Below are 12,347 nucleotides of genomic sequence, written 5' to 3'. Positions count from 1 at the left end.
CGTGTCCCAGACCGTCGAGGTCTCCGTCGATTCGGAGGCGCGGGAGACGCCGCGCCTCCTCGCCGTGCACGCCCATCCCGACGACGAGTCGAGCAAGGGCGCAGCGACCCTCGCCGCCTACGCCGAGCGCGGCGCCGAGGTCATGGTCGTCTCCTGCACCGGAGGCGAGGCCGGATCGGTGCTGAACGAGGGCCTCGAGGCCCGCGCGCACGCCGAGCGCGACATCGGGGGCCTGCGCCGTCACGAGATGGCGGCCGCGCGCGAGGCCCTCGGCGTGGAGCACACCTGGCTGGGCTTCGTCGACTCCGGGATGCCCGAGGACCGCGCGGTCGACGCCTCCTCCTTCGCAGGCCTGCCGCTCACCACCGCTGCCGCGCCGCTGGTGCGGCTGGTGCGCCGGTTCCGACCGCACGTGATCATCGGCTATGACGAGAACGGCGGCTACCCGCACCCCGACCACATCCGCGCGCACCAGGTGGCCGTGGAGGCCTTCCGCGCCGCAGGGCTCGCAGGGGAGTACAGCGGTCTCGGCGCGCCGTGGAGCGTGTCGAAGCTCTACTACGACCGCGTGTTCAGCGGTCAGAAGCTCCGGGCGATCGCCGAGCACCTCCGCATGCGTGATCCGGAGGACCCCCGGCTCGCGGTCTTCGAGGAGATGAAGCGCTGGAACGAGGACGCCCCCTTCCTCGCGACGACACGCATCGTCATCTCGGGCTTTCACGACCGCCGCGATGCGGCGCTGCTCGCGCACGCCAGCCAGGTCGCCCCCGACAACGCGTTCTTCTTCCTCCCGCACGAGGCGATCGACGCCGCCTGGCCGACCGACGACTTCCAGCTCATCGAGAGCCGGGTGGAGGCGCCGACTCCCGAGACCGACCTCTTCGCAGGCCTCGACCTCGCGGAGCTGGCTCCCGGGCCGACGGCGGTCGTGCCGCCGATCGCCCCCGACCTGGAGCCGACCGGCCGGACCCCGGTCGCGGCGGAACCCGAGGGATCCGGAGTCGTCGTCACCGACCCGGACGACGCTCCGGCCGCCCACGAGAGCGGGGTCCGAGCGTGATCGCCACCGCCCTCGGGAGCGCCCAGAACCTGCTCGTCCTCGCCGCCTCCACTCCGATGCCGACGCCCGGGCCCGACTTTAACGAGGACACGGTCACCCCCGGGCTCTTCGGCTTCATCACGATGCTCGTGATCGCCGTCGCGGCCGTGCTGCTCGCGGTCGACATGGTCCGGCGGGTGCGGCGTACGACCTACACCGCGCAGGTGACCGAGCGGCTCGACGCCGAGGAGGCCGAGCGCGCCGAGCGCTCCACCGACCGCTGACCTCAGCCCGCGTTGTAGACGGGGTCGAGGCAGACGATCAGCGCCGCCGTCCAGTGGCAGAGGAACGCCACAGCGGTCAGCGCGTGGAAGATCTCGTGGAAGCCGAAGACTCCCGGCACCGGGTTTGGCTTCTTGACGCCGTAGATGATCGCGCCCGCGGTGTAGCAGAGCCCGCCGACGAGTACGAGCACCATCATCGCCGCGCTCGCCTCGAACAGCGGGCCGAGGTACATGACAGCGGCCCAGCCGAGCAGCAGATACAGCGGCACGTACAGCCAGCGCGGCGCCGAGATCCAGAACACGCGGAAGCCGATCCCGAGCAGCGCCCCCGACCAGACCAGGACGAGCAGCAGTGAGCCCTGCGCGGGCGGCAGCGCCAGGACGGCGAGCGGCGTGTAGGTGCCCGCGATCAGCAGGAAGATGTTGGCGTGGTCGATCCGCTTGAGGATCACCTTCGTCCGCGGTGCCCAGTCGAAGCGGTGGTAGAGCGCGGAGGTGCCGAAGAGCAGCAGGGACGTGGTCGTGAAGACCGCGGCCGCCCACGTCGCCGGAGCGCCCTCGGCGACGATGACGAGCACCACCCCGACGATGACCGCGAGGGGGAACAGGCCCGCGTGGATCCAGCCGCGCCACGTCGGCCGGGTCTCTGTGGCCGGGTCGTTCTCGATCGCGTCCTCGACCAGGGGGAGGCCGGGCAGGTCGGGGCCGGTCGCATCGTCCCGTGCTACCGCGACGTCCGCGGCACGTGACTGGCGCGCGGAGGGCTCGGGAGGGGGAGGCGTCGGCCGCTGACTCATGCGAGACAGACTACGACGCGGTGCCGGGGGCGACACTGGACCCCGATGCGCTGGGTCGACCGCTCCGCGTCGACTACCGTGTCACTGTGCCGAAGCCGAGACTGCCCGCAGGGAGAGACCTCCTCTACGGCGTCTACAAGAAGCGTCTGCGCTCGAGCTTCCCCCCGACTCCCTGCCGAACCACGTCGCGATGATCATCGACGGCAATCGGCGCTGGGCTCGGCAGCGCGCTCTCGAGACCGCTGCGCACGGACACCGGGCCGGCGCCGCGAAGGTGCACGAGTTCCTCCAGTGGTGCGACGAACTCGGAGTGCGGCACGTCACCCTCTACCTGCTCTCGCAGGACAACCTCGTCGGGCGGGACAGCAGCGAGCTGACCGAGCTGATCGCGATCATCGCCGACCTGGCGGAGGAGGTGTCGCAGCAGCCCGATTGGCGGGTGCAGCACGTCGGCTCCGACGAGGGGCTGCCCGCAGCGCTGGTCGCCGCTCTGGACAGTGCGGAGGAGCGCACCGCCTCCCACACCGGCCTGCACGTGAACCTCGCCGTCGGCTACGGCGGTCGTCACGAGATCGCCCAGGCCGTGCGCAGCATCCTCGACGAGCACGGCAAACGCGGCTCCTCGATCGAGGACGTCGCTGGTCTGCTCACTCCCGAGCTCATCGGCGAGCACCTCTACACGAGCGGCCAGCCGGACCCGGATCTCGTGATCCGCACCTCGGGCGAGCAGCGGCTCTCGGACTTCATGCTCTGGCAGAGCGCGCACAGCGAGTTCTACTTCATGGAGGCCCTGGGGCCCGACATCCGCGAGGTCGACTTCCTCCGCGCCCTGCGCGATTACGCCGGCCGCCACCGCCGCTTCGGCAGCTGATCTCGCGTCCCGCGCCGCGCCCGACAGGGAGGCCGACATGAGCCCGTCCGAGGTGACTCCTCCCGCCGACTCCGGATCCGCGACGGACGCGTTCCTCGCGACCTTCCGCGAGGAGACCGGCTACCTCGACTTCGGACGTGTGGGCCCGGTCTCGAGCACCGTCGAGGCCGAGCAGGCCGCCGTCACCGGGATGCTCGCGCGCGCCAGGAGCGGCAGCCTCGACGAGCTGTTCCGTCAGGACGAGCGGATGCGGGAGGCCGTGGCCGCGCTGGTGCGCGTCCCCGCCGATCACGTGGTGTTCCAACCGAACACGTCGACGGGACTCCTGCACACGCTCTTCGGAGCGTCCGGGGACGTTCTGCTCTCAGCCGCCGAATTCCCGAGCCTCCCGTTCGCCGCCGTCCGCGCCGGCCAGGCGCTGGGTGCGGTCCAGCCGCGCTGGCTCCGCACCCAGCAGGGCCGGGTGACGCCGGAGGCCGTCCGGGAGCAGCTGAGCGACGAGGTGACGGCCGTCGCGGTCAGCCTGGTCGACTCCCGTACCGGCTACCTCGCCGACGTCGAGGCGATCCGCGACGTGATCGGCGACCGCCTCCTGATCCTTGACGCGATCCAGGGGTTCGGCGTCGTGGATGCTCCCTACGAGTTCGCCGACGTGGTCGTCTCCGGCGGCCAGAAGTGGCTGCGCGCCGGATGGGGCACGGGGTTCCTCGCGCTGAGCGAGCGCGCCCTGGCGCGGTTGTCGCCCGTGCTCTCGGGCTGGACCGGCTCGCAGGAGGCGGAGCCCTGGGACGCCGTCGCGCCTCCGCGTCACGACGCCCGTGCCTTCAGCGTCAGCAACCCGGACCCGATCGCTCAGGCTCGTCTCGCAGCGGCGCTCGAGGACGTCGCCTCGGTGGGTGTGCCGACGATCGCGGCCCTCGTCGCCGAGCGGGTCAGCGCGATCGTCGATCTCGCCGACGAGTTCGGCCTCGCAGTCGCCGGCTCCCGCGACGATCACGAGCGCGCCGGCATCGTGGTCCTCGAGCCCGAACCGGAGGAGCTGGCCCCGCTGGTCGCGTCCCTCACCGCGCACGGCGTGACCGCGAGGCTGCGGCCGAGCACGGTGCGCTTCAGCGCGCACGCGGGCACGACCGACGAGACGCTCGCCCTGCTCCGCGCCGCCCTGATCTCGGCGGCCACCAGCATCGAGTACTAGCCGAAATCCGCGCGTTCACGCGTTGGTTACACATTCGTAGCGACGAGAAGCACACGGATGTCATTCGCCGGGTTAGGTTCGAGTCATCAGGTACAGCGCCTGGTCGAGACGGCCCCCGACGTACGGCTCGATATCGCGCAGACACCGAAGGGACACTGCGCGGTGCACAGGATGCACCGAAGAGGCCGGCTCGAGGACATGAGCCGGGGGCCTCGGCCCCCGGAGTGTGGAGAGTCGTCGTGACAGTTCCCCAGGGCATGGATCCGCAGACCGGCACGCAGAGCGGTGTCCACCGCCGCGTGCAGCACGGGTCGGCCGACTCCACCGATCAGCTGCACCGGACCTACGTCCTCGACACTTCGGTGCTGCTGTCGGACCCCTCCTCGATGTTCCGCTTCGCCGAGCACGCGGTCGTGCTGCCGATCGTGGTGATCAGCGAGCTCGAGGGCAAGCGCAACGATCCCGAGATCGGGTATTTCGCGCGGCAGGCCCTGCGCCACCTCGACGAGCTGCGTGTGCAGCACGAGCGACTCGATCTCCCGATCTCGGTCGGTCGGGGAGGCACGCTCCGGGTCGAGCTGAATCACTCGAACATGTCGGTCCTGCCCAGCGGGCTCCAGTTGGGCGACAACGACGCCCGCATCCTCGCCGTCGCGCTCAACCTGCAGAGCGAAGGCTCGGCGGTCACGATCGTGTCGAAGGACATGCCGATGCGCGTGAAGGCCGCGTCGATCGGGCTGGCCGCCGAGGAGTACCTCGCCGAGCTCGCCCCGGAGTCGGGCTGGACCGGCATGGACGATGTCACGCTCCCGGGCGACGCGATGAGCGAGCTCTACGACCGCGAGCGGCTCTTCACCGACGTCGTCGCCGACATCCCCGTGAACACGGGGCTGGTCGTCCACTCCGACCGCGGATCCGCACTCGCTCGGGTCACCGGTAAGCGGCAGATCACGCTGGTGCGCGGTGACCGGGACGTCTTCGGGCTGCACGGGCGTTCGGCGGAGCAGCGTCTCGCGATCGACCTGTTGCTCGACCAGGAGGTGGGCATCGTCTCGCTCGGCGGGCGCGCCGGCACTGGCAAGTCGGCGCTCGCACTCTGCGCGGGGCTGGAGGCGGTGCTCGAGAAGCGTCAGCACAAGAAGATCATGGTGTTCCGCCCGCTCTACGCGGTCGGTGGGCAGGACCTCGGTTTCCTGCCCGGCGACGCCGCCGAGAAGATGAACCCGTGGGCCCAGGCGGTCTTCGACACGCTCGGCGCCCTGGTCTCGCAGAACGTGCTCGACGAGGTGATCGAGCGCGGGATGCTCGAGGTGCTGCCGCTCACTCACATCCGCGGTCGGTCGCTGCACGACGCCTTCGTGATCGTCGACGAGGCCCAGTCGCTCGAGCGCAACGTGCTGCTGACGGTGCTCTCGCGTGTCGGCCAGAACTCTCGGGTGGTGCTGACCCACGACGTGGCTCAGCGCGACAACCTGCGGGTCGGCCGGCACGACGGAGTCGCCTCCGTGATCGAGACGCTCAAGGGGCACCCGCTGTTCGCGCACGTCACACTGACGCGCTCGGAGCGCTCGGCGATCGCGGCGCTCGTCACCGAGATGCTGGAGTCGAACGAGCTGGCCTAATTCCGGCCGACTCCGGCTCGTCAGAACGCGTCCGGCTCCCGGGATCCGCCGATCTCGGCGAGCCGGGCGCGTTTCCTTGGGCCGGAGACGGTCCAGTGATCCGGACTCCCGGGGCAGGCGTAGCGTGGGCGGGGTGAGCATCCTCGATGACGCGCTCCTCGAGCGCTTCCGCACCCGCGCCGCCGACTACGACGAGCACAACGCCTTCTGCAGCGAGGACCTCGAGGAGCTGCGAGCGATCGGCTACCTCGCCCTCTTCGTCCCCGCGCACCTCGGCGGCGCCGGCCTCGGTCTGGAGGCGGTCGCGGCGGAGCAGACGCGGCTCGCGACCGCCGCCCCCGCGACCGCGCTCGCCGTCACCATGCACCTCGTCTGGACGGGGATCGCGCGCGCCCTCCTCGAGCGGGGCGACGACTCCCTCCGGCACGTCCTGACCGACGCGGTGGCGGGTCACGTCTTCGCGTTCGGCAACAGCGAGGCCGGTAACGACCTCGTGCTCTCGGACTCGCTGACGAGGGCCGAACCGCTGCCCGACGGCGGCTACCGCTTCACCGGCACGAAGGTGTTCACCTCCCTCGCCCCGGCCTGGACCCGTCTGGGTGTGTTCGGCCGCGATGACAGTTCCGCTCAGCCCCAGCTCGTGCACGGCTTCATCGACCGCGAGAGCCCGGAGTCACCGGTGCCCGGGCTCGAGTCCGTGACGACTGGGACACGCTCGGCATGCGGGCGACGCAGAGCCGGTCGACGGTGCTCGACGGCGTCGTGGTCCCCGCCGAGCGGATGGTCCGCTCGCTGCCGGTGGGTCCCAGCGCGGACCCCTTCGTCTTCGCGGTCTTCGCGAACTTCGAGCTGCTCATCTCCGCCGTCTACCTCGGGATCGCGCAGCGGGCGCTGGAGCTCGCTGCGGCCGCCGCCCGCCACCGCACGTCGCTCCGCGCAGGCGGGCGCTCGATCGCCGAGGATCCGGAGGTCCGGCGTCGCCTCGCGGAGGCGGCGATCCTGCTCGACGGCCTCGATGCTCCGCTGCTTTCGGCGGCGGCCGACGTCGATGCGCTGGCCGACCGCGGCCAGCGGTGGTTCCCCTCCCTCGCGGGCGTGAAGATCCGCACGACGGAGGCGGCGCTGCGCATCGTCGAGAGCGCCGTGCGGGTCGCAGGCGGCTCGGCCTACGCCCGCCGCTCCGAACTCGCCCGGCTCTACCGCGACGTGCTCGCCGGCCTGTTCCACCCCTCCGACGATGCCTCGGCGCACGCCGCTTTCGCTGCCCTCCTGCTCGGACCGGTTCCGCCGCGCGACTGATCGACGTGCGTGAGCGGGCGCCAGACGCGTTCCGGCAGAGGCTCGTACCCGGTTCGGGACCGGCCCGGACCGTTCGCGGCCCGCCCGGACCGTTCGCGGCCGGCCCGGACCGTTCACAGCAGGCGCTGTGGAGAACCGTGACGGGGACGCGCTCGCGCGCTCTAATGTCGGCGGATGTCGAATCCCTCTGTTGCGGATCGGGCAGCGCTGGTGCTGGGTGCCGCGGCCCTGCTGGTGGTCGCGGCTCATCGCGGAGTGCCGGGGCTGCTGCCCGTGGCGCTCCTGACGGTGCCGCTGGTGCTGGTGGATGTCCGCGAGCGACGCCTCCCGAACGTGCTCACGCTGCCGCTGCTCGTTCTCACCGCTGTGCCGGTCCTGAGCGCGGGCGCGTTGGCGGCCGTGCTCGGGACCGGCGTCGCGCTCTGGATGCTGCACGGGTCGGGCGGGCTCGGTCTCGGTGATGTGAAGCTGGGAGCGGCGCTCGCGCCTCCGCTCGCGCAGCTCGGGGCCGATCGGGTCTCCTCGCGCCCGCGCTCGCCTTCGTCCTGGCCGGCGTCTGGGTGCTCGTCCTGCGCCTGCGCGCTGAGCGGATGCCGTTCGGCCCCTTCCAGCTCGCCGCGTTCTGGTTGGTGGTCGCCGGATGAAGGACGGCCCGCTCCCGGCGGACGACCCGGTGAGCGGGGTGTCTCGCGGAGGAACGGGCCGTCCGATGCGGTGCGGCTCAGCCGGGGTGCGTCATCGACATGACGTCGAGAGCGGTGTCGAGCTGATCTTCGGTGACCTCGCCGCGCTCGACGAAGCCGAGGTCGACGACCGATTCGCGCACCGTGATGCCCTTGGCGACCGAGTTCTTCGCGACCCTGGCGGCAGCCTCGTAGCCGATCACCTTGTTCAGCGGGGTCACGATCGACGGCGAGGACTCGGCCAGTGCTCGCGCGTGCTCGACGTCGGCCTCGAGCCCGTCGATCGCCTTGTCGGCCAGCAGAACGGCCGAGTTCGCGAGCAGTCGGATCGACTCGAGCAGCGCCGTCCCCATCACCGGGATCGCGACGTTGAGCTCGAAGGCGCCGGAAGCGCCGGCCCAGGCGATGGTGGCGTCGTTGCCGATCACGCGGGCGCAGACCATCAGGACCGCCTCCGGGATCACCGGGTTGACCTTGCCGGGCATGATCGACGAGCCCGGCTGCAGGTCGGGGATGCGAAGCTCGCCGAGGCCCGTATTGGGTCCGGAGCCCATCCAGCGCAGGTCGTTGTTGATCTTGGTGAGGCTCACGGCGATGACGCGGAGCGCTCCGGATGCCTCGACCAGCGAGTCGCGGGCGCCCTGTGCCTCGAAGTGGTTCCGCGCCTCGGTGACGGGAAGGCCCGTCTCCTCCGCGAGGCGCGCGATGACCTTCTGCGGGAAGCCGGCGGGGGTGTTGATTCCGGTGCCGACCGCGGTGCCGCCCAGGGGGACCTCGGCGACGCGGGGGAGCGCCGACTGCACGCGCTCGATGCCCAGACGGATCTGCGCCGCGTAGCCGCCGAACTCCTGACCGAGGGTGACGGGTGTGGCGTCCATCAGGTGGGTGCGCCCGGCCTTGACCACCTCGGCCCACTGCTCCGCTTTGACCTCGAGCGACTCGGCGAGCTGCTCGAGGGAGGGGATCAGCGCCTCGATCAGTGCACCCGTCACGGCCACGTGGACGGAGGTGGGGAAGACGTCGTTCGAGGACTGTGAGGCGTTGACGTGGTCGTTCGGGTGCACGGTGCGACCGAGCGCCGTCGTGGCGAGCGAGCCGAGCACCTCGTTCATGTTCATGTTCGAGGACGTCCCGGACCCGGTCTGGTACACGTCGATCGGGAAATGGGCCTCGTAGCCCCCGCCGACCACGAGATCGGCCGCATCGGCGATCGCGCCGGCGATCTCCTGGTCGAGGACGCCCAGCTCCGCGTTCGCAAGGGCTGCGGCCTTCTTGATCCGGGCGAGGGCGGCGATCTGCGCCGGCTCGAGCCCGGCTCCCGAGATCGGGAAGTTCTCGACGGCCCGCTGCGTCTGCGCCGCGTACAGCGCGTCGCGCGGCACGCGCACCTCGCCCATCGTGTCGTGCTCGATCCGGAAGTCGCCGGAGTCGTCGGTCGGGGAGTGATCCACCACGCTGTGTTCGTCCTTGTCTGATCGGTTGCTGCTGTGCTGTCCGGAGCCGCTCATGCGGCATCCGACCCCGAGACCGCAGGGGTCGCGGGGAGGACCGAGCCGGAGCCGCGCTCCAGCTCGGAGACGTAGGGGCTGAGCTCCGGCGGGTCGATCCCGAGCACGAGGTCCGACACCACGGTCCCGTCCGAGAGTCGGTAGTTGGCGCCGACGAGGGCGAGCGAGCCGGACGCGACGGCGTCGGCGATCAGGGGGGAGCGCTGTAGCAGCTCGGCGACCGTGTCGCGCAGGTGCTCACGGCCGACCGCCAGAGCATCGGTGGCCGAGGGGTCGACGAGCACCCGCCCGTCCGGCTGCGGGCCGACGTGGCGCCGGACGGCCGGGATGATCGGCTCGATCAGGTGCTCGATGTGCGGGGGGAGGCGCTCGGCACCGGGCGCCTGCGACTGGATCGCCGCGCGGACCGCTCCGCACTCGTCGTGGCCGAGGACCAGCAGGACCTTCACGCCGAGCACCGCGACGCCGTACTCGAGCGATCCGATGATCGAATCGGCGATCACCTGGCCGGCGTTGCGCACGACGAAGAGGTCGCCCAGACCGAGGTCGAAGATGATCTCGGCCGCGAGCCGGGAGTCGCTGCAGCCGAAGAGCGCGGCGAGTGGTGCCTGAGCTGCGGCGAGCTCGGCGCGCCGTTCGACGTCCTGGCGCGGATGACGCGGCTCCCCGGCCACGAAGCGCTGGTTGCCACGCAGCATCTCCTTCCACACCCAGGCGGGCGGGCGGGACTCGCGCGGGACGTCGGTGCTCGAATCGAGGCTCATCGGGACTCCTCCAGGCCGATCTGCGGGGTGATGGCGGCCACGACCTGGCGGATCTCGTCCGTCGGGGCCGTGCCGTAGACGAGGTAGGTGCTGGACCCCTCCGTCGTCTCGAGTGCGTAGGGGGTGTTGCCGGTGTCCGCGCCGGAGTCGCGGTGGTCGAAGACGGTCCACGCGCGGCCGTCGATCCGCTCGACGCCCGTCGCCGCCCGACGGTCGAGCTGCGAGGCCACCCAGTCCTCGTCGGCGTCGAGTCCCTGACTCAGACCGATGTAGCCGGCCTTCGGGGTCAGCAGGCCGACGTACCAGTAGTCGATTCCGCCCTCGCGGCGCAACTCGGCGGCGTTCGCCTTCCAGCCCTCGGGCAGGGTCGGCACGGCCAGGGTCTGCGTCTGGCCGAGCTGGACCTGGGCGGCGACGCGCGGCACGTCGACCGACGCCAGATCGACCGTGTCGCCCCGAGGCACCAGCAGCACGATGAGGGCGACGGCGCCGACTGTGGCCAGGAGCGAGAACACGAGGTTGTTGACCGTCTTGCGCTGGCGGTAGAGGCGGGAGTTCTCGGCCTTCCGGGCAGCCGTCTCCTCGGCCGTCTCGGGTCGGCCGAGCTCGGCGACGACCCGCGGGGGTGTGCCGCGGCTCATCCGGCGCTCGCCCCGGGGGAGCGGGCCGCGTCGAGCCGGGCGCGGGCGCGATCAGCCACTCCTCGCAGCGCGCAGCGAGCGCCTCGCCGCGCTCCCACAGGGCGAGCGAGCGCTCGAGGGTCGAGCTGCCCTGCTCGAGCTCGGCTACCACGCGCATGAGCTCGTCGCGGGCCTGCTCGTACGAGAATCCCGAGACGTCGGAGTCGCTCACCGGAGCGTCGGGGGAGTCGGTGCGGGCGTCGGCCATGAGGGTGATCCTATCGAGCGGGGCTGAGGGCGGAGTGGGTCGCGGCGTGCTCAGGAGCGGCCGGCCGGGTCGGCTGCGCGGCCCTCGGAGCGGGCACCGACGGCTCCCGCCGCCAGGGTGAGGACGAGCGCATCGCCGGAGGGCGCGTCTCCTGGAGCGCGGACGACGTGCCCGGCCGAGTTCTGCACGATCGCGTACCCGCGGTCGAGCGTGTGCTGGGGGGAGAGCGCGCGCAACTGACCGTGCAGGCGTTCGACCTCGAGATGGGCGCGCTCGATACGCCGCTCGACGAGCTCCGCCCCGCGGGCGACCCAGCGGGTCAGCTCCTCGGAGTGGCGATCGACCAGCACGCGCGGCTGCGCCAGCACCGGACGCGAGCGCAGCTGCGAGAGCCGGTCGATCTCGTGCGAGACGAGTCCGCTCACGCGGGAGGTCATCCGCAGCCGCGCCTGCTGCACGCGCAGAAGTTCGTCGGACACGTCGGGGACCACGCGCTTCGCCGCGTCGGTGGGCGTGGACGCGCGCAGATCGGCGACCTCGTCGAGCAGCGGACGGTCGGCCTCATGACCGATGGCACTGACGACGGGCGTCGAGCAGGCCGCGACGGCGCGCACGAGGGACTCATCGCTGAAGCCGAGCAGGTTCTGGAAGTCGCCGCCTCCGCGCGCGATCACGATGACGTCGATGCTCGCGTCGGCGTCGAGCGCCCGCAGAGCCGAGAGGACCTCCGGCACCGTGCGCTCGCCCTGGACCGCGGCGTGCACGATGCGGAAGCGCACGGCGGGCCAGCGCAGCTGAGCGTTGCGCAGGACGTCCTTCTCGCGTCCGAGTCCTTGCCTGTGATGAGGCCCACACCGTGCGGGAGGAACGGCAGCGGCTTCTTGCGGGACGGCTCGAACAGCCCCTCCGAGGCGAGCTGCCGGCGCAGCCGCTCGAGCTTCTCGAGCAGATCGCCCAGTCCCACGTGGCGCATCTCGAACACCTGCATCGAGAGCGTGCCGCCCTTGAGCCAGTAGTTGGGCTTCACCAGGGCGATCACGCGGTCGCCCTGCGCCAGATCGGCCGGAAGCCGGCTGCGCACCGACGACCAGACGGTGAAGCCGACGGTCGCGTCGCCCGAGAGGTCCTTCAGCTTGCCGTAGACGTTGCCGCCCGATACCCCCCACTGGGTGATCTCGCCCTCGACCCAGGCGGTGCCGAGCCGCTCGATCCATCCCTTGATCTTGCTCGCGAGCAGGCCGACCGGCCACGGAGAGTCGGCGGTGGGTGGGGCGTCGGTCATCGCTGCCTCTGCTCGAAGGGACGGGGAGCGGGAGGGCCTTCCCGCGCCGACCACGGTACGGGATGCCTCCGACACGGGAACGGCTCCGGCACAGGATGCAGCACGTAGGATCGGG

Annotated in this window: 10 protein-coding genes and 4 pseudogenes; 8 read left to right on the top strand and 6 right to left on the bottom strand. The window is 71.5% G+C overall.

Translation table 11 applies throughout. The annotated features are described in order from the left end of the window. Window position 1 precedes the first annotated feature (1 nt). Window positions 2–1,060 (top strand): mycothiol conjugate amidase Mca, encoded by a 1,059-nt coding sequence (gene mca / locus ACH61_RS00505; protein ID WP_068207226.1) that lies wholly within the window; start codon window positions 2–4, stop codon window positions 1,058–1,060. Then, window positions 1,057–1,323 carry a hypothetical protein gene (locus tag ACH61_RS00500; protein WP_068207223.1) on the top strand — a complete coding sequence of 89 codons (267 nt, stop codon included), beginning with the start codon at window positions 1,057–1,059 and terminating at the stop codon, window positions 1,321–1,323. Before mca ends, ACH61_RS00500 begins: the two co-directional genes overlap by 4 nt. Before the next feature lie 2 nt (window positions 1,324–1,325). On the opposite strand, the gene trhA is transcribed toward ACH61_RS00500, so the two are convergent. Next, window positions 1,326–2,120 carry a PAQR family membrane homeostasis protein TrhA gene (trhA, locus tag ACH61_RS00495; RefSeq protein WP_082844900.1) on the bottom strand — a complete coding sequence of 265 codons (795 nt, stop codon included), beginning with the start codon at window positions 2,118–2,120 and terminating at the stop codon, window positions 1,326–1,328. Window positions 2,121–2,206: 86 nt separating this feature from the next. On the opposite strand from trhA, the pseudogene ACH61_RS00490 reads away from it, so the two are divergent. From ACH61_RS00490 to ACH61_RS00470, 6 genes and pseudogenes are all read left to right on the top strand, one after another. Then, window positions 2,207–2,991: pseudogene (locus ACH61_RS00490) on the top strand (isoprenyl transferase). A 37-nt stretch (window positions 2,992–3,028) separates the two neighbouring features. Beyond that, the gene (locus ACH61_RS00485) at window positions 3,029–4,186 is read left to right on the top strand and encodes an aminotransferase class V-fold PLP-dependent enzyme (RefSeq protein WP_082844899.1); all 1,158 of its coding nucleotides are present in this window, start codon (window positions 3,029–3,031) and stop codon (window positions 4,184–4,186) included. 239 nt (window positions 4,187–4,425) lie between these two features. Beyond that, window positions 4,426–5,808: a PhoH family protein gene (locus tag ACH61_RS00480; protein WP_236713472.1), complete on the top strand. Its 1,383-nt coding sequence runs from the start codon at window positions 4,426–4,428 to the stop codon at window positions 5,806–5,808. 124 nt (window positions 5,809–5,932) lie between these two features. After that, window positions 5,933–6,157 (top strand): annotated as a pseudogene (locus tag ACH61_RS19175) (acyl-CoA dehydrogenase family protein); the annotation flags it as partial. Between the two features lie 371 nt (window positions 6,158–6,528). Further along, entirely contained in the window at window positions 6,529–7,107 is a 579-nt protein-coding gene (locus ACH61_RS19170; protein ID WP_413784013.1) for an acyl-CoA dehydrogenase family protein, read from the top strand. A 174-nt stretch (window positions 7,108–7,281) separates the two neighbouring features. Beyond that, window positions 7,282–7,854, top strand: a complete 573-nt coding sequence (locus tag ACH61_RS00470) for a prepilin peptidase (protein ID WP_082844897.1) — start codon at window positions 7,282–7,284, stop codon at window positions 7,852–7,854. Here ACH61_RS00470 and ACH61_RS00465 read toward each other — a convergent pair. The 5 genes and pseudogenes from ACH61_RS00465 to xseA all read right to left on the bottom strand — a co-directional run bounded on the left by ACH61_RS00465 (window position 7,829) and on the right by xseA (window position 12,232). Then, on the bottom strand, window positions 7,829–9,187 hold the full coding sequence (locus tag ACH61_RS00465) for a class II fumarate hydratase (protein WP_068207298.1): 1,359 nt from the start codon (window positions 9,185–9,187) through the stop codon (window positions 7,829–7,831). The two genes, ACH61_RS00470 and ACH61_RS00465, sit on opposite strands and share 26 nt — an antisense overlap. Window positions 9,188–9,294: 107 nt before the next feature. Beyond that, window positions 9,295–10,062 (bottom strand): carbonic anhydrase, encoded by a 768-nt coding sequence (locus ACH61_RS00460; RefSeq protein ID WP_068207219.1) that lies wholly within the window; start codon window positions 10,060–10,062, stop codon window positions 9,295–9,297. Next, window positions 10,059–10,703 carry a DUF4245 domain-containing protein gene (locus ACH61_RS00455; RefSeq protein WP_068207215.1) on the bottom strand — a complete coding sequence of 215 codons (645 nt, stop codon included), beginning with the start codon at window positions 10,701–10,703 and terminating at the stop codon, window positions 10,059–10,061. Before ACH61_RS00455 ends, ACH61_RS00460 begins: the two co-directional genes overlap by 4 nt. Before the next feature lie 61 nt (window positions 10,704–10,764). After that, a pseudogene (locus ACH61_RS19165) lies at window positions 10,765–10,950 on the bottom strand (exodeoxyribonuclease VII small subunit); the annotation flags it as partial. 50 nt (window positions 10,951–11,000) lie between these two features. Further along, a pseudogene (gene xseA / locus ACH61_RS00445) lies at window positions 11,001–12,232 on the bottom strand (exodeoxyribonuclease VII large subunit). Window positions 12,233–12,347: the final 115 nt, after the last annotated feature.

The organism is Rathayibacter tanaceti, assembly GCF_001634385.1.
Classification (GTDB): domain Bacteria; phylum Actinomycetota; class Actinomycetes; order Actinomycetales; family Microbacteriaceae; genus Rathayibacter; species Rathayibacter tanaceti.
Note: the sequence above shows the minus strand (reverse complement) of the source record. Positions and strands in the feature narration are given on the sequence as shown.